General features: G+C 70.7%; 19 protein-coding genes. 9 read left to right on the top strand and 10 right to left on the bottom strand.

The features are described from left to right. The first annotated feature begins 185 nt into the window (after positions 1-185). From ACRSBM_RS07770 to araD, 3 genes are read left to right on the top strand one after another with little or no spacing between them, the layout of a single operon-like run. Positions 186-830: a GntR family transcriptional regulator gene (locus tag ACRSBM_RS07770; RefSeq protein WP_434453008.1), complete on the top strand. Its 645-nt coding sequence runs from the start codon at positions 186-188 to the stop codon at positions 828-830. Then, complete coding sequence (locus ACRSBM_RS07765) at positions 817-1,722, top strand: dihydrodipicolinate synthase family protein (protein ID WP_434441151.1); 906 nt, start codon at positions 817-819, stop codon at positions 1,720-1,722. Before ACRSBM_RS07770 ends, ACRSBM_RS07765 begins: the two co-directional genes overlap by 14 nt. Next, a complete protein-coding gene (gene araD, locus ACRSBM_RS07760) occupies positions 1,719-3,425 on the top strand; it encodes an L-arabinonate dehydratase (protein WP_434441149.1) in 1,707 nt (568 codons plus the stop codon). The genes ACRSBM_RS07765 and araD overlap by 4 nt, the downstream gene beginning before the upstream one ends. A 7-nt stretch (positions 3,426-3,432) precedes the next feature. Here the strand turns inward: araD and ACRSBM_RS07755 are convergent, their stop codons facing one another. Beyond that, complete coding sequence (locus ACRSBM_RS07755; RefSeq protein WP_434441147.1) at positions 3,433-4,335, bottom strand: alpha/beta hydrolase family protein; 903 nt, start codon at positions 4,333-4,335, stop codon at positions 3,433-3,435. A gap of 242 nt (positions 4,336-4,577) precedes the next feature. On the opposite strand from ACRSBM_RS07755, the gene ACRSBM_RS07750 reads away from it, so the two are divergent. After that, complete coding sequence (locus ACRSBM_RS07750; protein WP_434441145.1) at positions 4,578-5,561, top strand: LacI family DNA-binding transcriptional regulator; 984 nt, start codon at positions 4,578-4,580, stop codon at positions 5,559-5,561. Between the two features lie 452 nt (positions 5,562-6,013). Here the strand turns inward: ACRSBM_RS07750 and ACRSBM_RS07745 are convergent, their stop codons facing one another. Next, positions 6,014-8,173: a molybdopterin oxidoreductase family protein gene (locus ACRSBM_RS07745; protein WP_434441142.1), complete on the bottom strand. Its 2,160-nt coding sequence runs from the start codon at positions 8,171-8,173 to the stop codon at positions 6,014-6,016. 165 nt (positions 8,174-8,338) lie between these two features. Here ACRSBM_RS07745 and ACRSBM_RS07740 point away from each other — a divergent pair, with 165 nt between their 5' ends. Both ACRSBM_RS07740 and ACRSBM_RS07735 read left to right on the top strand, forming a co-directional pair. Continuing rightward, a complete protein-coding gene (locus tag ACRSBM_RS07740) occupies positions 8,339-9,286 on the top strand; it encodes an MASE1 domain-containing protein (RefSeq protein WP_434441139.1) in 948 nt (315 codons plus the stop codon). A 46-nt stretch (positions 9,287-9,332) separates the two neighbouring features. Next, complete coding sequence (locus ACRSBM_RS07735; protein ID WP_434441136.1) at positions 9,333-10,319, top strand: PHP domain-containing protein; 987 nt, start codon at positions 9,333-9,335, stop codon at positions 10,317-10,319. Here ACRSBM_RS07735 and ACRSBM_RS07730 read toward each other — a convergent pair. Further along, positions 10,282-10,860, bottom strand: a complete 579-nt coding sequence (locus ACRSBM_RS07730; protein ID WP_434441134.1) for a hypothetical protein — start codon at positions 10,858-10,860, stop codon at positions 10,282-10,284. The genes ACRSBM_RS07735 and ACRSBM_RS07730 overlap by 38 nt on opposite strands. 200 nt (positions 10,861-11,060) lie before the next feature. On the opposite strand from ACRSBM_RS07730, the gene ACRSBM_RS07725 reads away from it, so the two are divergent. The 3 genes from ACRSBM_RS07725 to ACRSBM_RS07715 all read left to right on the top strand — a co-directional run bounded on the left by ACRSBM_RS07725 (position 11,061) and on the right by ACRSBM_RS07715 (position 13,022). After that, on the top strand, positions 11,061-11,705 hold the full coding sequence (locus ACRSBM_RS07725; protein ID WP_434441131.1) for a sensor histidine kinase: 645 nt from the start codon (positions 11,061-11,063) through the stop codon (positions 11,703-11,705). Next, positions 11,702-12,331, top strand: a complete 630-nt coding sequence (locus ACRSBM_RS07720) for a response regulator (protein ID WP_434441129.1) — start codon at positions 11,702-11,704, stop codon at positions 12,329-12,331. The genes ACRSBM_RS07725 and ACRSBM_RS07720 overlap by 4 nt, the downstream gene beginning before the upstream one ends. Positions 12,332-12,395: 64 nt before the next feature. Continuing rightward, on the top strand, positions 12,396-13,022 hold the full coding sequence (locus tag ACRSBM_RS07715) for a response regulator transcription factor (protein ID WP_434441121.1): 627 nt from the start codon (positions 12,396-12,398) through the stop codon (positions 13,020-13,022). A gap of 32 nt (positions 13,023-13,054) precedes the next feature. On the opposite strand, the gene ACRSBM_RS07710 is transcribed toward ACRSBM_RS07715, so the two are convergent. The 7 genes from ACRSBM_RS07710 to ACRSBM_RS07680 all read right to left on the bottom strand — a co-directional run bounded on the left by ACRSBM_RS07710 (position 13,055) and on the right by ACRSBM_RS07680 (position 21,483). Further along, positions 13,055-14,350 carry a COG1470 family protein gene (locus ACRSBM_RS07710; protein ID WP_434441118.1) on the bottom strand — a complete coding sequence of 432 codons (1,296 nt, stop codon included), beginning with the start codon at positions 14,348-14,350 and terminating at the stop codon, positions 13,055-13,057. An 86-nt stretch (positions 14,351-14,436) separates the two neighbouring features. Then, complete coding sequence (locus ACRSBM_RS07705) at positions 14,437-17,397, bottom strand: VWA domain-containing protein (RefSeq protein ID WP_434441116.1); 2,961 nt, start codon at positions 17,395-17,397, stop codon at positions 14,437-14,439. After that, entirely contained in the window at positions 17,394-18,338 is a 945-nt protein-coding gene (locus ACRSBM_RS07700; protein WP_434441113.1) for an NADase-type glycan-binding domain-containing protein, read from the bottom strand. The genes ACRSBM_RS07705 and ACRSBM_RS07700 overlap by 4 nt, the downstream gene beginning before the upstream one ends. Beyond that, complete coding sequence (locus ACRSBM_RS07695; protein WP_434441110.1) at positions 18,335-18,871, bottom strand: phage tail protein; 537 nt, start codon at positions 18,869-18,871, stop codon at positions 18,335-18,337. Before ACRSBM_RS07695 ends, ACRSBM_RS07700 begins: the two co-directional genes overlap by 4 nt. Before the next feature lies 1 nt (position 18,872). Further along, positions 18,873-20,798 carry a putative baseplate assembly protein gene (locus ACRSBM_RS07690; protein ID WP_434441107.1) on the bottom strand — a complete coding sequence of 642 codons (1,926 nt, stop codon included), beginning with the start codon at positions 20,796-20,798 and terminating at the stop codon, positions 18,873-18,875. Further along, positions 20,798-21,199 carry a GPW/gp25 family protein gene (locus tag ACRSBM_RS07685; protein ID WP_434441104.1) on the bottom strand — a complete coding sequence of 134 codons (402 nt, stop codon included), beginning with the start codon at positions 21,197-21,199 and terminating at the stop codon, positions 20,798-20,800. The genes ACRSBM_RS07690 and ACRSBM_RS07685 overlap by 1 nt, the downstream gene beginning before the upstream one ends. Further along, positions 21,199-21,483 (bottom strand): PAAR domain-containing protein, encoded by a 285-nt coding sequence (locus tag ACRSBM_RS07680; protein WP_434441101.1) that lies wholly within the window; start codon positions 21,481-21,483, stop codon positions 21,199-21,201. Before ACRSBM_RS07680 ends, ACRSBM_RS07685 begins: the two co-directional genes overlap by 1 nt. Positions 21,484-21,489 lie beyond the last annotated feature (6 nt).

Here is a 21,489-nt window from a genome sequence, read left to right as displayed (position 1 = left end):
CCAATGGACGCGGTTACGCGGAACGATGCACTCGATTTCTCCTTTTCCAGTCCCGCGTAGGCGGTGACCAACACCTTCAGAACGAGCCGGCGAGGAAGTTGGTTCAACGCGGATACAACGACGTTGCCCAGCCCACATCAGACCGTTGACCTGCGTCTCCAGCTGCGGTTAAGGTCTCATATATGATGTATGACCGGCCGGGAGCGCCTCCCGCGTCCCGCACGGACTTCGTTCTGGAATCGATCAAAGAAGCGATTCTGAACGGAAAACTGAAACCCGGGCAGGCGCTCGTGGAAACGGATCTCGCGGCGACGCTCGACGTCTCGAAGACGCCGGTGCGCGAGGCGCTCAAGACGCTCGCCGGGTCGGGACTCGTCGTGATGAGCCCGTACAAGGGCGTCGCGGTCCGCACGGTCGACGCCGCGATGGCCCGGTCCGTCTACGACGTGCGGCTGCTACTGGAACCCGAGGCACTGCGCCGCTCGGTCGCGCTGGGCGCTGACTTCTCCAGCGCCGCTTCAGTCCTGGAGGACGTCGCCGACCTGGCCCGGCGCAGCCTCGCGAACCGCCGCTTCCACCGCGCCCTGTACGCCGGGTGCGGCAACCCGGTGATGATCCAGATCCTGGACGGGCTGCGCGACCAGGCCGCGCTGATCACCGTCGCCGGCTGGGGCCTCCGCCCGACCTGGGACGACGAGGCCGCCGAGCACCGCGCGATCCTCGTCGCCGCGCAGGAGGGCTTCGCCGACGTCGCGGCCGGCCTGCTCCGCCACCACATCCAGACCTTCGCCGACCGCGTTGCCGAGGAGCTTCCCGATGTCGTTCGATGACCTGACCGAGCAGCTCGCGTCCGTCGTGGCGATCACCGTCACGCCGTTCGACGCCGGCGGGGCGATCGACGAGAAGAGCTACGCCGCGGTCGTCGACCGGATGGTGGACGGCGGCGTCTCGGTCGTGACGGCGAACGGCAACACCAGCGAGTTCTACACGCTGTCCGCCGCCGAGACCGAACGCGCGCTGCGGATCACCGTGGACGCGGCCGGTGGCCGGGCCGCGATCGTCGCCGGGGTCGGGCACGACCTCTCCTCCGCCGTGGCCGCGGCGCGGTTCGCGGACCGGGCCGGCGCGCGGGGCGTCATGATCCACCAGCCCGTGCACCCGTACGTCTCGCTGGACGGGTGGGTCGAGTACCACCGGGCGATCGCCGACGCGGTGCCCGAACTGAGCGTCGTCCCGTACGTGCGGAACCCGCGGATCAGCGGCGCACGGATCGCCGCGCTGGCGGACGCCTGCCCGAACGTCGTCGGCGTCAAGTACGCGGTGCCGGATCCGGTGCGGTTCGCCTCGGTCGCGCGGGACGCCGGGCTGGAGAGGCTGACGTGGATCGCGGGGCTCGCCGAGCTGTCGGCGCCGGGCTACTTCGCCGTGGGGGCGACGGGCTTCACGTCCGGGCTCGCCAACGTGGCACCACAGCTGTCGGTGCAGATGTTCAACACCCTCCAGGCTCGCGAGTTCGGTGCGGCGATGGAGTTCTGGGAGTTCATCAGGACTTTCGAGGAGTTGCGCGCCGCGAACGAGTCGGCGAACAACGTGTCGGTGGTGAAGGAAGCGCTGGCACAGCTCGGTTTGTGCCGCCGGGACGTGCGTCCGCCCGCGTCGGTGCTGGACGAGGCCGATCGTTCGGCGGTGGGTGTGCTGCTGGACTCCTGGGGCCTGCTGTGACGTTGCGCAGCGGGGAGTGGTTCGACGGCGAGGGACTGCGGGCGTTCTCGCACAACGCCCGCATGCGCCAGCTCGGCCTGAACCAGTCCGAGCACCTCGGCAAGCCGGTCATCGCGATCCTGAACACGTGGAGTGGCATCAACCCGTGCCACATGCACCTGCGCGAACGGGCGCAGCAGGTCGAGCGCGGTGTGTGGGAGGCGGGCGGATTCCCGTTGGAGTTCCCGGTTTCCACGTTGTCGGAGACGTTCCAGAAGCCGACCCCGATGCTGTACCGGAACATGCTGTCGATGGAGACCGAGGAGATCCTCCGCTCCTACCCGGTCGACGGCTGCGTGCTGATGGGCGGGTGCGACAAGACCACGCCGGCGTTGCTGATGGGCGCGGCCTCCGCCGGCCTGCCGACGGTCTTCGTGCCCGCCGGGCCGATGCTGCGCGGACACTGGCGCGGCGAGAAGCTCGCGTCCGGCACGGACATGTGGCGGTTCTGGGACGAGAAGCGGGCGGGCACGATCACGTCCGGGGACTGGGCGGAGATCCAGTCCGGGCTGGCCCGCTCCCCCGGCACGTGCATGACGATGGGCACGGCCTCGACGATGACGGCCGCCGTGGAGGCGTTGGGACTCACCCTGCCCGGGGCGTCGTCGATCCCGGCCGTCGACTCGGCGCACCACCGGATGGCGGCCGCGTCCGGGACGCGGGTCGTCGAGATGGTGCGCGAGGGGCTGGGCATCGACGACGTCCTGTCGGCGGCGGCCTACGAGGACGCGATCCGGACCGTGCTGGCGCTGGGCGGCTCGACGAACTCGTACATCCACCTGATCGCGATGGCCGGGCGGTCACGGATCCCGTTGTCGCTGAACGACTTCGACCGGCTCTCGCGCGAGGTGCCGGTGCTCGCGTCGGTCCAGCCGGCGGGCGAGCATCTGATGGAGGACTTCTACTACGCGGGAGGGCTGCGCGGGCTGCTGTCGCGGTTGCGGGAGTCGTTGCACCTCGAGCGGATCACGGTCACCGGGCGAACGTTCGGCGAGGACCTCGACGGCGCCGAGGTGTACGACCCCGCGGTGATCCGCCCGCTGGACGACCCGATCTCGCCCGAGGGCGGACTGGCCGTGCTGCGCGGCAACCTGGCTCCTGATGGTGCGGTCATCAAGTACGTCGCGGCCGATCCCGCGTTGTGGCGGCACACCGGGCCCGCCGTGGTCTTCCACGGCTACCAGGATCTGCGGGCACGGATCAACGCACCCGATCTGGAGGTGACCGGGGACTCGGTGATCGTGCTGGCCGGTGGCGGCCCGAAGGGCGGGCCCGGCATGCCGGAGTACGGGATGCTGCCGATCCCGGACAAGCTGCTGAAGCAGGGCGTCCGGGACATGGTGCGGGTGTCCGACGCGCGGATGAGCGGAACTTCCTATGGTGCCTGCGTTCTGCATGTGGCACCGGAAGCGCACGTCGGCGGGCCGCTGGCGTTCGTGCGCGACGGCGACCTCGTGACGCTGGACGTCGAGGCGCGGGTGTTGCGGGTGGAGATCTCCGACGAGGAGATGGCGCGGCGCAGGGCCGCGTGGACACCGCCACCGCCGACGTTCGAACGCGGGTACGGCGCCCTGTACTACGAGCACATCACGCAGGCCGACGAGGGCTGCGACTTCGAGTTCCTGTCACGGCCGGGCCGCAACCCCGAGCCTGACGCGCATTAGTGCAGCACTAGCCCTTGGCCTCGGCCGTACCGGGCTCGCTCGCGCTGAGCCAGTCCCGGGCTTCCTGCCAGTCGTCGGTCTTGTACAGCTGACTGCGCAGGTAGGCGGTCGTGAGCCGCTGCACGGCCGCGACCCGTTCGGGGCTCTCGTCCGTGGTCTCGGCGACGTCGTACCCGGACACCCCGCCGAACCCGTGCTCCGCGCCGAACAGCGTGACCAGGTCCTTCTCGCCCGGTGACAGGTGGTACGGGTCGGCGTGCCAGGCGGGACCCGCGGTGGTCAGGTGCTCGGAGGCGTCGGCGTCGCCGGCGACCACCAGTGCGGGCGTGGTCATGGCCGAGAAGTCCGTGGTGGCCATGAACGGGTAGTGCTCCCGCACGAAGTCGGTGAGCGCGTCACCGCGGCCGGTGGCACCGAGCAGCACGCCCGCCCTGATCCGGGGTTCCGCCAGGTCCACCTCCTCGCCGTTCTCGGTGTACCGCGCGCCCAGCAACAGGCTCGCGGTGTGACCGCCCATCGAGTGCCCGGCCACCACGACCCGGTCGCGGTCCAGGCGGCCGCGCAGCTGGGGCACGGCCTTCTCGATGTCGTCGAGCCGGTCGAGGATCCGCGTCATGTCCTCCGCCCGTGCTCGGGGGAACAGCGGTGCGCCGGGGGTGTCGGCGGGCAGGTTCAAGGTCCTGCTGCTCAGGTGGGTCGGCTGCAGGACGGCGAAGCCCTGCTCCGCCCAGTGGTTCGCGAGCGGGGCGTAGCCGTTGAGCGAGGACAGGTGGTTCGAGTAGCCGTGCCCGTGGGACAGCAGAAGGATCGGCAGCTCGTCACCCTCGGCCGGCCAGGAGGCCTTGAGCTGGAGGTCGACGGGCCTGCCGGGGACGCCGAGCACGACAGGGCTCACCGTGAAGACGGTCATCGTGTTCCCTTCGAGGTAGTCTGCCGCTCAAGCGGAGCGACGTTCCGGAACGATACGGAACACCGTTCCGCTTTGTCAACCGTGCCGGATCCAGGCGGGCCGCCGCTGTCCACTTCGGACTCGCCGCTCGCGGACGCGTTCCGGTCCGGCACCGACCGGCCGACCGGAACCGTTCCGCGGGCTTGACTTAACACCCGGCCCGCCATGATTGTCTTCAACCGGCAACCGAGGGCGAGGTACCAGTGGCAGTCACCATTCGCGACGTGGCACGCAGGGCGCACGTGTCGGTCGCGACCGTGTCACGCGCGCTGACGTCACCGGACCTCGTGCGACCGGAGACCCGGTCGCGCGTGCTGGCCGCCGCCACCGACCTCGGCTACCAGCCCAACCGGGCGGCCAGGGGACTCATCACCGGCAGGACCGGCAACATCGGCATCGTCGTGCCCGACCTCGACAACCCGTTCTTCACGGGCGTGCTCAAGGCCGTGCAGGCGCGCGCGATGCAGGCGGACTACGCGGTGTTCGTGGCGGACAGCGACGAGGACCCAGTCGCCGAGGCGACGCTCGTGCACGCGATGGCCAAGCAGGTCGACGGCGTCGTGCTGTGCGCGCCGGGCCTGGAGGACTCGCAGGTGTACGAGGTGGCGGGCGTGACGTCGCTGGTGCTGCTGAACCGGCGTCTGCCGGGCGTGCCGGCCGCGTTGATGGACTCGGCGGGCGGGATGCACGCGGTCATCGACCATCTCGTCGCATTGGGACACCGGCGGATCGCCTACCTCAACGGGCCGCGCACGTCCTGGTCCAACCAGGAGCGTCGCCGCGGTCTGATGTCGGCGGTCGCGAGGCACAAGGTGGACCTGGTCGACCTGGGTCCGTTCGCGCCGCGCTACGAAGGCGGCCTGCAGGCGGCCGATCTGGCCGTGGCGGCCGGCACGACCGCGATCGTGGCCTACAACGACATCATGGCGCTGGGCGTGCTGGCACGACTGCGGGACCGCGGGATCTCGGTGCCCGGCGCGGTTTCGGTGACGGGGTTCGACGACCTCACCTACGCGGCGTTGTGCTCACCCGCGTTGACAACGGTGGCAATGCCGGTGGCACAGGCGGGACGCACGGCCGTGAACCTGTTGCTCGACCGGCTCGACTCGGACCACAGCGAGGTTCCGCAGATCGTGGCGGAGACGCAACTGATCGTGCGCGGAACGACCGCACCGCCACGCGGCTAGCCGTCCCGGAAATACAAGGCGGCCCCGGCAAGGGCGTCTGGGGGGAGTACGCCGTGAGCCGGGGCCGCGAAGCGGCTGGGCCCGAGGGGGGAGGGGGCCTGGCGCCGCTTGGTATCCCACTCTGCCCTGAGCGGAGGGAAACCGCCAGGGTGGATGTACCTGTTTTTGGATTTCTCGTACGTACGGGTTACTCGCAGAGGCCTTCGTACAACTGAGAGTGAAGGCGCAGTACAACTTCAACGTCCGCGTGTGCTCACCTTCCTCCTGGGACAGATCCCTGATGAGCAGCGCGAACTTCCTTACCCGCAAAACACTGGCGAAATGGGAGTTCGCTTCGTGGAGGACCTCCCTCACGAGGCCTCGCACTTCTGGGTGACCCACCAAAGATTCGACGTCGAACGGCAAGCTCGTCGCCGTCACTCACCGCGCGATCTCATGCGCGTCCAGTGTGATCAGTGCCACACCGCACTGCTTCCGGTCGGCGCGATCCGCACGCGCGTGCCGTTCAGCACCGCGGTGCCCGAGAGCGGGTCGATGCGGAGGTCGTCGGTGAGGAGGTTGACGTTCACGCCGGCGTGCTCGCTCGCCACGGTGAGCCGCGTGCCGGGCTGGTCGTGGCCCCAGCCGTGCGGCATCGAGACGACGCCCGGCGCGATGTCGGTGGTGACCTCGACCAGCACCTCGATCTTGCCGACGCGCGAGGTGACCTGGGCGGTGGCGCCGTCGGTGAGGCCGATCCGGGTGGCGTCGCCGGGATTGACGAGCAGCGTGCACAACGGCTTGCCCTTCACCAGCGTGGGGACGTTGTGCATCCAGGAGTTGTTGGTGCGCAGGTGCCTGCGGCCGACGAGCACCATCTCGGTCTCGGGCGTGCCGAGGGCTTCGCGCACGCGCGGCAGGTCGTCCACGATCGGCTGCGGGGTGAGCTCGACCTTGCCGGACGGCGTGCGGAGGATCTCCGGCAGGCGCGAGGTGAGCGGGCCGAGGTCGATGCCGTGCGGGTGGTCGAGGAGCTGCCGCAGCGTCACGCCGTAGGCTCCGGTGCGGAGTTTCAGGTCCAGCAAGCGTTCCTCGCGCGTCTCGCCCTCGGGTTCGAAGTCGGCGCCGAGCTGCTGCCTCAGGTCGTTCAGCTGGACCGCGGCGATGGCGTCCAGGTCGGCCTCCGGTCCCATGCCGCTCAGGATCGTCGTGAGCCGGAAGAAGATGTCCGTCTCGTCGACCCTGTCCTGCTCCAACGGGATCGCCGCGCGCGAGTACTTCACGACGTTGCGCACGGAGTTGTTGAGGAACGCGATGTCGTAGTGGTCGCGGCGGGACGGCGGCGGCGTCGGCAGGATGACGTCCGCGTGCCTCGTGGTCTCGTTGAGGTACGGGTCGACGCTGACCATGAAGTCCAATGAGGACAGCGCGTCGTTCACGCGGGCCGAGTTCGGCAGCGACAGCGCGGGGTTGCCCCCGATCGTGAGCAGCGCCCGCACCTGGCCGGCTCCCGGCGTCTCGATCTCGTCGACCATCGTCACGGCCGGGAACTCCCCCAGCACCTCGGGGTGCCCCTTGACCCGGCTGTGCCAGCGGCCGGTGCCGAACCCCTTGCCGCGTCCCGATCCGCGCCTGCCGTGCGCGGGCAGCGGCCACATCACACCGCCGGGCCGGTCGAGGTTGCCGGTGAGGATGTTGAGGGTGTCGACCGCCCACGACGCGACCGTGCCGAACTCGACCGTCGTCGTGCCGATCCGGCCGTAGACGGCGGCCCGCCCGGCCGAGGCCAACTGCCTTGCCAGCGCCCGGATCGTGGCCGCGCCGACACCGGTTCGGGCCTCGACGGCGTCCGGGCTGAACGGCTGGACGTGCTCGCGGATCACCGTGTGGTCCGTGACGTGGCTCGCGAGGTCCTTGAGGTCGACCAGGTCCTGCGCGAACAGTTCGTGGATCAACGCGAGCAGCAGGAACACGTCGGTGCCCGGCCGGATCACGACGTGCTGGTCGGCGGCCTGGGCGGTGCGGCTGCGGCGCGGGTCGACGACGACGAACCGGCCGCCGCGCTCGCGCAGCTCCCGGAACCGGCCCGGCGCGTCCGGGACCGTCCACAAGCTGCCGTTGGACGAGAACGGGTCCGCGCCCAGCAGGAGCATGAAGTCGGTGCGGTCGATGTCGGGTACCGGGATCGAGAAGACGCCGCCGTACATGAGGCCGACCTGGACGTGCTTGGGCATCTGGTCGACGGTGCTGGCGGTGAAGACGTTGCGGCTGCCCAGGGCTTTGCGCAGCGGTCCGGCGTAGAGGCCGCCGGCGAGCGAGTGCACGACCGGGTTGCCGAGGTACAGCGCGACGGTGTCGCGGTCCGGGAAGTCCTTCAGGCGTTCGTCGACGTACCGGAAGGCCTCCTCCCAGGTGGCCTCCTGGAACTCACCGTCGCGCTTGATCAGCGGGCCGCGGAGCCGGTCGGGGTCGGCGTCGAGCGTGCCGAGCGAGGCGCCCTTGGGGCACAGGAAGCCCCTGCTGAACTCGTCCTCGCGGTCGCCGCGCACCTTCGTGATGCGGTCGCCCTCGACCGTCAGCTCCAGCCCGCACGTCGCTTCGCAGAGAGGACAGGTCGTGAACACGGTCTTCATGCGTCCCCCTGGAGCGGCTTGTTACCAACGGGTACCAGTGTGCTCGAACCGGGATGCGCTGACCAGCCACCGTTTCCGGCGGGGCTCATCCACGGAGTGAGTCCAGGTGGGTACGGCCTGTCGCGAGGTCTGGCGGTCAGGTGGGCACAGGTGCAGCATGTGCCGGTGAACGCCGCACTCCGCACCGCCCTCACGATCGTCGCGGTCGCGGTCGCGTACTACGCGACCGCCCAGGTCGGCCTGGTTCTGGCCCTGGTGGAGGGCCAGGTGACCCCGCTGTGGCTGCCGACCGGGATCTCCGTGGCGGCGCTGCTGATGTCCGGCCACCGGATCTGGCCCGGCATCACGCTCGGTGCGTTCGCCACCAACATCACGCTCAGCGCGCCGCCGGGGTCGGCCCTGCTGATCACGCTCGGCAACACCGCCGCGCCGCTCGCCGCCTGGTACCTGCTGAACCGCTTCGGGTTCCGCCCGTCGCTCGACCGCCTGAAGGACGCGCTGCTGCTCGTGTTCGCGGGAGCGCTCGGCGCGATGCTGATCAGCGCGGTCGTGGGCACGGCGGCGTTGCGGATCGGCGGCGTGATCCCGTGGCGTGACGTGCCGGCGGTGGTGTCGGTGTGGTGGACCGGCGACGCGATGGGCGTGCTCGTGTTCACGCCGTTGCTGCTGACGCTGCCCCGGCACTGGAGCGTCCCGCCGCGCCGCCTGGCCGAGGCCGCCGTGCTGCTGGTCGTGACCGCGGTACTGGTGTCGTTCGTGACAACGGCCGAGTCGCGGCTGCTGTTCCTGGTGTTCCCGATGCTGATCTGGGCGGCGCTGCGGTTCCAGCACGGAATCGCCGCGCCGTGCGCCGCGATCATCTCCGTGGCGGCCGTGATGTCCGCGGCCAGTGGCCGCTTCGCCCAGGACGACCTGCTGGCCACGATGATCGTGCTGCAGGCGTTCAACGGGTCGGTGGCGCTGACCGGGCTGATCTTGAGCGCCATCACCAGCGAGCGCAACGAGGCCAAGCAGGCCATCGAGCGGGCGTGCGAGCAGCTGGCCGCGACCGTGGCCCGGTCCCAGGAGCAGGGTGTGCGCAAACGGCTCGGGCGGATCGTGCCGCCCGGGTAGGCGAGAACTGCCCGCCGCGCGCGATCGGGATGGGGTAGGAAGGGGTATGGATCCGGTCAAGGCGTTGAAGCAGGTGGCGTTCCACCTCGAACGGGCCGGCGAGCCGACCTACCGCGTCCAGGCGTTCCGCAACGCTGCCGCCGTCCTCGCCGGCCTCGACCCCGCCGACGTGGAGAAGCGGGCGAAGCTCGGCACGCTCACCGACCTCAAGGGCGTCGGCAAGTCGACGGCCGGTGTCATCGCGGACGCGCTCGCGAACCGCGAACCCGCCTACCTCGCGAAGCTGCGGCACGTCGACATCACCGGCGGCGAGGAGATGCGCGCACAGCTCAAGGGCGACTGCCACGTCCACTCGGACTGGTCCGACGGCGGCAGCCCGATCAGGGACATGGCCGAGGCGGCACGCGACCTCGGCCACGAGTTCATGGTGCTGACGGACCACTCCCCGCGCCTGACCGTCGCGAATGGACTGAGCAGGGAACGCCTGGAGAAGCAGCTCGGCGTCGTCGCCGAGCTGAACGCGGAACTGGCGCCGTTCGTGGTCCTCACCGGCATCGAGGTCGACATCCTCGACGACGGCTCGCTCGACCAGGACGAGGACCTGCTGGCACGGCTGGACGTCGTCGTCGCGAGCGTCCACTCGAAGCTGAAGATGCCCCGCGCCGAGATGACCCGGCGGATGGTGAACGCGGTCAGCAACCCGCACGTCGACATCCTCGGCCACTGCACGGGCCGCCTGGTCGTGGGCAAGGGCCGGCCGGAGTCCCAGTTCGACGCGGAACGGGTCTTCGAGGCCTGCGCCGAGCACGGCACCGCGGTGGAGATCAACTCACGGCCCGAGCGGCTCGATCCCCCGCGCCGGCTCCTGAGCCTCGCCGCCGACGCCGGCTGCACGTTCTCGATCGACAGCGACGCGCACGCGCCCGGCCAGCTGGACTGGCTGAACTACGGCTGCGCGCGGGCGGAGGAGTGCGGTGTCATGCCGGACCTCGTGATCAACACCCGGCCCGCATCCCGGCTGCTGTCCGGGTGAGGTGCTCGTACCAGGACACGAGCGGGCCGGTGTCGGCCAGCGCCCGGCCCAGGGCGACCCGGCACAGGTCGCGCACCGGTTCGGGGTCCCAGGCGGCCAGCAGCTCGTCGAGCGACCCCAGCGACCCGAGCGCGTACCGCTCCAGCCCGGCGCAGATCGGCACGACCGTCCCGTCCGCGGTGACCACGAGCGGATCGACCTGCACGAACGCCAGCGGGTCCGCCCGCAGCAGCGCGGCGGACGTGACGTCGAACTGGACCTCGACGGCGTCGTCCTCGGCGACCCGGTTCAGCTCCACGGCCGCGTAGACCAGGTCGACCCGGTCGACGCCGTGTGGCCGCACGCGGACCTTGCGCGCGCCCGCCCCGACCGCCTCGGCGGCCATCCCCCGCAGCATCGACACGTTGCCCGGCACGAGGTCGATCGACACCGTCACCCGGTGACCGTCGGCAGCGTGCGAACCCACCTCGTCCAGCCCGACCACGAGCTCGGCTCCCGGCACGGCGCTGAGCCAGCGAGGGTCGTGGACCTCGACTCCCATACCTGTAAGAGCCGCCGTTCGGTGCGCAAATACCTCCGGATCGCTCAACGGCCGCGGTGTCTTCCCCGCTCTGTCGCGAGTTCAACCGACCCGTCACTCCACTGCGTGTCGGCCGATCGAGGGACTTGCTGTAACACGATCGGGAATGGCGGAAACGGGCGCTGTCGTGGGAGCGACGTCATCGGTGGGAGGGAGCGAGCATGCGTCGCCAGTTCATCGTGCCCGCGGAGACATGCGCCAGGGGGGTGGCTGAAGCCCGCCGCACGGTGTTGCGCGACCTGCACGACGGTGTCGGCCCCTCACTCGCCGCGGTCGCCCTCGGGCTGCGGTCCGCCCGCCAGCTGCTCACCTCGGACCCGGTGGCCGCGGCCAGGCTGCTCGCGGTGCTCGAGGACGAGGTGCACTCGGCGATCGGTGACATCAAGGCGCTGGTCGCGAACGAGAACCCGTCGTCGGTGGCCAGGCTCGGTCTGGCCGGCGCGGTCGAGGAGTTCGTGGCGACCCTGCGGACCCGGCTGCACAGCGTCACAATCGATGTCGTGGTGCTCGGTGAGATCCCGCCACTGCCCGACGCGGTGAGCGTGGCGGCGTACCGAATCATCCGCGAGGCGCTGACGAATGTCGTCACACACGCCTGTGCGCGCACGTGCCAGGTGCGGCTGTGGTTCGACGCCGAGCTGCACGTCGTGGTGGCCGACGACGGTGTCGGGGCCGCCGGGGAGGCCGGCTCCGGTGTGGGGCTGGCGTCGATGCGGCAGCGCGCCAGCGATCTCGGCGGGAACTGCCTGGTCGAACCAGGCCGCGACGGCGGCACGAGACTCGCGGCCGCGCTGCCGGTCTCATGATCAGCTTGCGCGCCCTCGTCGTGGACGACCACCCGCTCTTCCGGCGTGGTGTGGTGGCGACGCTGGTCGAGGGCGGCATCGACGTCGTGGGCGAGGCGTCCGGCGGCACCCCCGCGGTCGCGCTGGCGCAGCAGCTGCAGCCCGACGTGATCGTGATGGACCTCAACATGCCCGACCTCGGCGGAATCGAGGCGACGCGCCGGATCGTCGCCGCGCGGCCGTCCGCACGGGTGCTCGTGCTGACCATGTTCGAGGACGACGAGTCGGTGTTCGCGGCGATGCGCGCCGGGGCGCGGGGCTACCTGGTGAAGTCCTCGCGGCCACGGCAGATCGTGGACGCGGTGCGCGCGGTCGGCGACGGCGAGGCGATCTTCAGCCCGGCCGTGGCGACGCGGCTGCTCGACTTCTTCGCCACCGCACCACGTCCGAGCACGCTGCCGGAGCTGACCGGGCGCGAACGCGAGGTCGCGAACCTCATGGCGGCGGGCAAGGGCAACGCCACGATCGCGCGGGAGTTGTTCCTGAGCACCAAAACCGTGCGGAACCACGTGTCGAACATCCTGCGCAAACTGCAGGTCGCCGATCGGGCCCAGGCGGTGAACACGCTTCGGGACAGTCCGGGATAAGTGCCCCTGTCGGCCGGGACGTGCCCGCAGGACCATGGAGGAGCCGACGTCAGAAGGGGAGCTGATGAACGCCGAACCGGTTACCGTCGTCCTGCACGCCACCGACTCCATCACCCGCGCGGGAGTCACCGTCGCGCTGCGGTCCCGCCCGGAGATCAGGCTCGTCGAGCCGGAGACCGCCGAGAGCTGCGTCGCACTCGTCGTCGCGGAACGCCTCGACGAGAACGTGCTGCAGCTGCTGAGGAAGCTGCAGTGCCAGCCGAACCCCGGCATCGTGCTGATCGCGGGCGACGTGGCCGACTCCGAGCTGCTCGACGTCGTCGGCAGCGGGGTGTCCGCCGTCCTGCGCCGCGCCGACGCCACCCCCGACACGCTGGTGCGGCTGATCCGCGCGGCCCACGCCGGGGAGGGCTCGCTGCCCGCGGACCTGCTGGGACGGCTGCTCGGCCGCGTCTCGCAGCTTCAGCGCAACGTGTTGCGCCCCAACGGACTGAACCTCGCCGGCATGTCCAGCCGCGAGACCGAGGTACTGCGGATGATCGCCGACGGCCTCGAGACCAGCGAGATCGCGGAGCGGCTGTGCTACTCGCAGCGGACGGTGAAGTCGATCCTGCACGACATCACCAACCGCTTCCAGCTGCGCAACCGCGCCCACGCGGTGGCCTTCGCACTCCGTGAAGGTCTGATCTAGGGTGAAGGCCTTATCCAGAGCGAAAGCCGGGTTCACTCCGAGCGCCCGTTGAGGACGACCGAGGGCGTGCACGCACCCTTGGGCTGCGGGTTCTGGCAGCTCACCCGGAACACGATCTTCTCGCCCGGCTGGAACCGCAGCGGTTCCTGGAAGTGCTCGTCGCGGTCCCGGAAGTTCCCGAGCCCGATCACCCGTACCGTGCTGCGCGTCCCGCCCGCGTCCCGGACCAGCTGGGCCGTGCCCGTGTCGCCCTTGGCGTTCTCGAAGAAGATGTCCTTGATGAAGAACGTCTTCTTGTCGTCCGGCGGGGTGAAGGTGACCTCGGTGAAGGAGCCGGTGTTCGCCACGATCGGCGCGGTGACGTCGATCCGGAACGTCACCGGCTCGCCCCTCTCCGCGGGTTTGGGCAACGTCGGCGTGGCTCCGGTGTCGCCCGGTTTGATCCCCAGCGCGTCGAGTGCCTGACCGGCGTTCGCGGCGGCCTGCTTCGACTCGTCCTTGGCCGCTCCGGCCGCGCTGGCCGCCTCGTCGGCCTTCTCCTTGATCTCCTTGCTCTCCTGCTGCATCGCCTCGCGCGCCGCGGACTTCACCGCGGGCGCCAGCACCGTGAACCACAGCGCCACCAACGCCCCCGCGATCAGCAGGAGCGCGATCAGGGCCGGCAGCAACCACTTCGGCAGCAGCTGGCGCTGGACCATGGTGCCCTGGGCGAGGATCGGGTCGCCCAGCTCCGGCGTGATCTCGACCTGGAACGGGCGCCGCTGCGGCTCACCGCGCAGGAACGTCCTGCGCGGCATGGCCCGCAGCGCGACGAACGCCGTGGTGCCGGGTGGCAGCTCGATCTCGGTGCGGTCCAGCCGGAAGTCCAGCTCGTCCTCGGGGTCGACGGCCCGCAGGCGCAGCAGCGCGGGCGAGTTGCCCATGTTGTCGATCGCGACCTCGTACTTCGCCCGCCGCGCCCGCTCGGCCTTGGCGGGCACCAGTTCCGCGGCCACGTCGGTGAACGCGCCGACCACGACGACGCCCTCTTCGACGACCGAGCCGTGCGGGTCCTCGCGGGAGATCACCCGCACGCCGAACGGCACCGAGCCCGCGTACACACCGGGCTCGCGGGGTGGCGCGAACCGGACCAGCACCGGTGCGGACTCGCCGGGGTTGAGGTTGACCACGGCCGGTTCGGCGTGGCTCCACGACGCCGCCTCGCCGACGACGTCGATCGTGAACTGGTCCACCAGCTCGCCCGCGTTGCGCACCACCACCTGGCAGGTGACGTCCGCGCCCGGCGCGACCGAGAGGTCCGAAGTGGACAGTGTGGCAGTTGCTCCCATGACTAGCAGTCTCCTTCTTCCGCGGCCGTCCGGAAGCGGCGGCACAGGCGTGGACGGGTGCGCACTTCTCTGCCCGTTCGGGAAGGTCAGCCGCGTTCGACGAAGTCCGAGGGCTGCACGGTGTTCGGCAGCGCGAGGAAGTCCTCCGATCTCACCTCGCCGAACCTCGTGCCCTCGACCGGTGTCGCCTGTGCCTGCCTCGGTCCGTCGGCGTCGTTGTGGAAGACCAGCATCTGCGCGGAGAACGTGCCGTCCGCGGTCGTGAGCTCGCCCGGTGCCTCGGAGATGCCGGTGGTCCAGCCGAGTCTGATCCTGGCTCCCGGCGGGAAGTCCCTGCCCTGCGCCAGCACCACCCCGCCGAGCGGACCGGCCTGCTGGTCGAGGGTCAGCACCGGTTGCCTGACGACGATCCGGGTGGCGGCGACGTTGTCGAGCGAGTCCTCGTCGGGTCCGGTGGCGATCACGACGGCGACCAGCTCGCGGTCGACCGCCTGAGTGGCCGGGATCGTGAGCTTGACCTCCGTCCGGCCGTCCGGCCCGAGCATGCCGGCCGGGCAGTCGGGCACGCAGCCGAACGCCGACGCGACCACCCGCACGTCCGTGAGCGTCGAGCCGGAACTGTTGAGCAGTGTGAAGGTCACGGTCACGTCGTCACCGCCGACGAACGCGGGCTGCGGGCTCGCCGCCACGGCGAGCGACAGCGATCCCGTTCGCTCCAGGACCTTGACGGTGACGCTGGACGTGATCGTGCCGGCCGCGGCGGTCACCACGTGGTCCCCGGCCGTGACGCCGGTGGCCTCGCCGCTGACGACCTTCCGCTCCCCCGGCGCGATCGAGCCGAGGTCGCCGCCCACCGGCCCGCCGCGCAGACCCGGTGGCACGGTCACGGTGAGCGTGGCGGGAGCGGGTGCGAAACCGGTGTTCGCCACGGTGACCTCGATCGTCGTCCTGCCGTTGAACGGAACCTCGGCCGGCGTGGCGGCCGTGCTCACGGTGAGACGCGGAAGCCGTCGCACGGCGGGCTGGCTTCCGTTGCGGGTCAACAGCTCCGGGGTGCCGTTCGCCACCGGTACGGTCCAGAGGTCCGGTGTGGCCTCGGCCTCCGCTGCCTGGAAGACGATCCTGGTGCCGTCCGGCAGCCACGCCGGGCCGCGCGGGCGGACGACGTCCTCGCTGCTGGACACGACCACGCGGGCTCCGCCGCCGTCGGCGCCGGCCGCGCAGATGTGCCCGTCCTGCGTGATGGCGAGGCTCCTGCCGTCCGGTGACCACGCCGGGTCCTGGCTGACGCGGTTGCGGCACGGTTCGCCGAGGCGCGCGGAAAGGTTGGTCTGGCTGGTGCCGTCGGGCGTGACGAGCCAGACCTCGGGACCGCCCGGGTCCTGCTCGGCGCTGATCGTGATGACGGCGGTGTCGGTGCCGGTGCGGCCCTGCCCGTCGGTGGCGGTGCAGGTCACCGTGGTGATACCGATCGGGAACCTCGTGCCGGACGGCGGGGTGCAGGCCGGGGTGAGCGGCCGGCCCTGGCTGTCCGTGGCGCTCGCCTCATAGGTGATCGTGGCGCCGGTGGCGTCCTGCGCCTGCACGGTCACGTCGTCGACGCGCACCAGGGGTTCGGCGGGGCCGGCGACCCGGACGGTGACGGTCTGGACGTGGCCGGGCCTGGCCTGCTGCTCGTTGTTGAGCCGGAACTCGATGGTGCAGCGCAGGGTGCTGCCGGGCGTGGCGTCCGGGGCTACCGTGAACCTCTCGGTGAACCCGGCGTCCTTTCCGCTGGGAACGGTGACCGGCGCGCTGGGGTCGAGCGCGACGGTGAGTCCGTTGTCGCACTCCGGAACCGGGGTGACCGTGACGTCGAGGTCCTTGATGCCGTCGAGGATCGCGGTGCTGATCTCGCCCGGCTTGGTCTCGTCGAACGTCTTGAGCGACCCGTTCGTGGCGGTGACGAACCGGTCGGCCTGCCCGAACTGGTTCAGGCCGCCGCTGTCGATGCCGACGAACCGGATGTTCTTGGCCTGCAAGGCGCTGATGGCGTTCGGAACGGTGTCGGTGCCGCCCGGCATGAGCCCCTCCGCGGTGCCCTCGTCACCGATGACCACGACGACCCGGCTCGAGTCGGGGCGGAAGTCGAACGCACCCGTGGCGGTCTGGATCAACGCGTGCGCCCACACCTCGGTGGAGCCCTCGTTCACGATGATGTCGACCTTGTCCTGCCAGTCGCCGACGTTCTCGGTGAGCGGCACGTGGGGGGTGAAGGTCCGGCCCTCGTTCTCCGGCCCCGCGTAGGAGCCGATGCCGAACCGGGTCTCCGGCTGGAGGGTGCGGACCTCGGCGATGATGTCGTTCAGGGTCTTCTTGACGCTGTCGAGCTCGTCCCGCATCGATCCGCTGATGTCGATGAGGACGACGACGTCCGGCTTCGGCGGGACGCGCGGCGTGTGCACGACCTGTTCCAGGTCGAACGTGCTGCCCCGGCGGGCCGGCAGGTCGGTGTCGGGCTGGGTGATCCGCGGTGGCGGTGCGGTGATGGTGCTGGAGCGCCTGGTGATCGCGATGGTTCTGCCGTCCGGTGACCAGTCCGGCTGGGTGTCCTCGGCGTCGAGGTGCTCCGGGATCGGGATCTCCCCGATCCGCACGCCGTCGGCGACGGTGTGGATCTGGACGACGGGGTTCGAGCCCTCGCCGTCCGGGATCCACGTGACGAGCGCGATCATCGAGCCGTCCGGCGACCACGCGGGCTGCGACTGCCTGAGCCGTTCGTCGTTGAGGCGCCTCGGGTCGGTGCCGTCGGCATTGGCGATCATGACGCGGTCTTCGTCGACGTAGGCGAGTTTGGTGCCGTCGAGCGAGAACGCCGGGTCGTACTGCTCGTTCTCGTCGTCGGTCAGGTTGGTGCGCGCGTTTCCGTTGCTGTCGACCGTGAGGATGTCGTCGCCGCCGGTGAACCCGATGGTGAACGGCTCGGGCGTGGCCGGTTGGGCCTGCATGACGGGAACCGGCATCACCAGCAACGCCACGAGCAGCAACGGAAGTGCGCGCACGGTCATTTCACCTGCTTCTCGAACAGTTCGATCTCGCTGATCACCGTGTCCGTGCTCTCGGTGGACGGGTAGACGCCCGCGATGAGCACCTGGACCTGTTTGACGCCGTCACCGTTCTTGATGGCGTGCTCCTGCTGGTCCGGCTGGTCGGTGAGGGTGATGTCGTGGGTCTTGCCGGTGTCGAACACGAGCGTGAGGCGCTGCGGCCGTTGGGAGCCCAGGTACTTCTTCGGGTCGCCGCTGTAGACGATCACCCGGCGCAGGTCCGTGGTGTGGTCGAACTGGATGGTCAGCGCCGCGGTCCGCGGGTCGGTGGGCGCGGACCAGAACGTGCCCTTGTCGTTGTCCATGGCCAGCTTCGCGGGGTGCTCGGGACGTTCCTGTGCGGCCGAGATCGAGCTCTGCCGCACCGGTACCCAGTCCTCGACGAAGATGCCGGCGACCGTGTTCTTCGCCTCGATCACCTGCGTGTTGACGTTGGCGCGGAACGGTTGTGAGAACCCGTACAGACCGCCGAACAGCAGCACCGCGAGCACCAGCCCCCAGCGGACCGCTCTGCCGATACCCTGGCGGACCTTGGTGCTCGCGCGGGTCCTGGGCGGGCGGCTGCCGCTCTCCCTGACCTTCGGTCCCCTGCCCGGCAGCCAGCGCTTCCACCACGGTTGCTTCTCGGTCACCGCGTCGTGCAGCGAGTGGCCGCAGACGGCGCAGAACCGCCTGCTGGGCACGTTGCCGGAGCCGCACTGGCCGCAGATCAGGTCGCCTGGCTGGGGCAGGCGTCGCACTGTCTGCTGTGGACGGTGGTGCGGCTGCTGTTGCACGGCGGTGTCCGGGCGGACCGGACCGGCCTGCACCGGCGCACCGGTCCACTTCAGGAAGTCGCCGCAGCTGCCGCAGAACTCCGTGCCGGGCGCGTTGTGCTCCCCGCACGTCTGACAGACGATCATGTGGTCACCTCGATGGTCGTGGCGACGTGGGCGGGCACCATCCGGCGCACCGCAGCGGTGATCCGCGCGTGGTCGACCGCGTCCGGGTTCGGCACCCGGACGCGGATCAGCACGTGCGCGGGCGAACTGCCCGGCAGGGGGCCCTGCGGGCGGGCCGACGCCGTGGTGCCGCCGCTGTCCACGACGTCGACGCGGCCGCCGGTGAGCAGCCAGACGTGTTCCGCGAGACCTCTCCTGGTGCCGCGGAACCGGTGCAGGCGCACGGCACGGGCGACGAGCTCGCGGCGCTGGGCGGTGGACCAGCTCTCGTCGAGGTCGAGCGCGACCCAGCCGGCCAGCCAGTCCACGAAGTCCGCCGGGGCCAGCCGCGGGTCGAGGTAGGCGGCGAAGCAGTCGAGCACGGTGAAGACCGGCGCGAGGACCTCGTCCAGGGCCTGGGTGAAGCGCTGGGTGAAGTCGTCGTCGGTGTAGACGGCGGGCATGCGCTCGCCGAGGGGGTGCGGGGAGACGAGGGCGTCGACGGCCGCGCGCATGTCAGCTCCTCACCACTCGCACCTGGTGCCCGTACGAGAAAGCGAGGCCGTGCGGCGGCAGGTCCACCCGTTGCACCGCCTGCCCGCGCTCGCCGGTGACCAGGTTCGCCGCGAACAGCCGCACGTCCTCGACCAGCTCGACGCCCGCGATCCGTTGCAGCACCGCGTACACCTCGCCCGAGTGCACCGGCCGCCCGAACGGCCACCCGTCGCCGTCCGCGCCGCCGCCGATCGGGTCGAGGTAGTCGCTCAACGCGTCCATCGCCCGTGCGCGCACCGCCTCGGTCGGCGCGCCGGGTCGCGCCTTGAGGTCCGCGACCACCGTGACGCCCTGGTAGAACGGCGGTTCCACGCTCACCCGCGCCCCGACGCACCTGCGGGTGTCGAGGTGGCGGGCGATCCGTTCGAGGGTCTCCTGGTCGACCTGGAAGGCCGCGAAGTTCGGTTCCTCGTGCGTGGGCACGGCCGGCACGACCAGCACCCGGACCCCGTCGTCCCCCGGCGCGCACCGCACCCGTGCGACCTCCGGAGCGGCCTCCCTGGCGAGGATCTCGTAGTCCTCGGCCGTCACCGCCCGATCGCGGGTCCGCAGCGACAGCGGGCCTCTCAGGGCCGCGTCCTCGACGGACTCCCCCGCGACACCGCCACGGCCGGGCTTGCGGTTCGTCACGTTGCTCACGAACGGGACCGGATCCCGTTGCACGGTCACGAGGTTGCGCGCGACGTTGCCCCTCGTCCCGCCACCGGTCCGGTACTCAGGGACGCGGATCGCGGCCGACTTGGCCGGAACGGCGCCGTAGTGGCGCAGCGTGCCGTCCTGCCGGCGCACGGCAGGGCCGAAGATGATCTGGCCCCCGGTGTTGTCGAGCTGGAAGTGCCGGTCGTCCGGGCTCGACTCGACGAAGGCGGGGACCTCGGTCCAGGTGTCCCAGCCGTCCGTGGTCGCGACCTCGACGGTGATCGGCGCGCCGGCGACGACCGGGGTACGGGCGAGCGGGAAGCGTTGCCCCGCAACTCCTTCCGAGACGCCGATGGTCTCGCCCTTGACCACGTCGGCGTGCACGGCCTCGGTGGTGCCGCCGATCGTGGCGGCGGTGACGTCGCGGATCCGCGGTGAGCGCTGGTAGAACGGCTGGTCCGGCCACAGTTCGGCGGCGCGGCACCGCAACCAGCCCGCGCGTTGCCTGGCCAGGACCGACGTCGTGTGGCCGGGCGGGACGTGCACGACGACGTCACCCGCGGAGTTGAAGCCGCCGTTGGTGAAGTGGTCGACCTCGCAGGCGGCCCAGCCCTCGCCGGTCCAGGCCTCCCACGCCCAGGGCGGGTCGGCCGGGTTGATGCCGGAGCCCATCGGCTCGCAGTCGAACCTGAGCAGCACCGCGCAGCCGGGGACGGCGGCAGACAGTCCGAACAGCACGGCGTCGCCCGGTTCCGGCTGCTCGCCGAACGCCGCCGGTTCCTTGGCCGCCCTGAGGTCGTCGGTGCGGTCGACGGGCTGGCCGTTCGCCGTCGCCGTCGCCAGATGCGCGAGTGCGCAGGGGACGATCGTCAGCGGGCGGTCGACCGTGAAGACGACCGGCTCCTCGATTCCCCTGCGCTGCGTCGCGACCTGGTTGCCCAGCGGGATCTCGACCGGGGCCTCCTGGGGTGCCGACAGCCAGTAGGTGACGTCCACGCGCGCGGCGGTCGGCGCGAACAGTTCCACGCCGATCAGGTCGAGGAACTTCAGGTAGTGCAGCCGGGGCACCCGGTTGAGCCGGTACATCAGCTCGTCGACCATCTGCGCGAAGGTCTCGATCAGCGTGACACCGGGGTCGGACACGTTGTGGTCCGTCCACTCGGGACAGTGTTGCTGGACGCGGCGTTTGGCCTCGTCGACGAGCTGCTGGAAGCGCCGGTCGTCCAGGTTCGGCAGCGGAAGCGGCATCACGCACCGTCCTCGTGCGGCGGTATGACGTAGAACGGGAAGACGAGGTTGCGCGGGTCGTTGGTGTTGCGCAGGGTGTAACGGATGTCGATCAGCAGGGTGCCGTGGCCGGCCTCGGCGAAGTCGACGACGACGTCGGTGAGGTCGATGCGCGGCTCCCACCGCTCCAGCGACTGCCGCACCTCGTAGGCGATCTGCCCGGCCGTCGTGGAGTCGGCGGGCGCGAACACCAGGTCGTGGATCGCGCAGCCGAACTCGGGTCGCATCGGGCGTTCACCCGGCGCCGTCGCGAGGATGAGCCGGATGCTCTCGACGATCTCGCGGTCGCCGTCGACGAGCGCCACCGAGCCCGTCGCGTCGGTGCGGACGGGAAAGCTGAGGCCCCTGCCGATGAACTCCATCACCCTCCGATCAGGACAGTGGGACAGCCGGGCGACAGGATCGGCGCGCCGCAGCCGCTCAGGTCGGTCACGCGGGCCGCGGGCTTGCCGCCGATCAGCACGGTCGGGCAGCCCGGCGGGACGATCGGCGTCGGCGGGTGCACGGCGGGCGGCGGGAACGAGCACGTGTGCAGGTCCCCGACCGTCGCGGCGGGCTTGCCGCCGATGAGCACGGTCGGCACACCGGGGCCGGTGATGACGCCGGGGTGTGCGGTCAGGTCGCCGATTCTGGCTGCGGGAGGCATGGTTCC

The organism is Lentzea xerophila (assembly GCF_051094245.1).
In the GTDB taxonomy this organism is placed as follows: Bacteria; Actinomycetota; Actinomycetes; order Mycobacteriales; family Pseudonocardiaceae; genus Lentzea; species Lentzea xerophila.
This window is presented reverse-complemented; position numbering and strand designations above follow the sequence as displayed.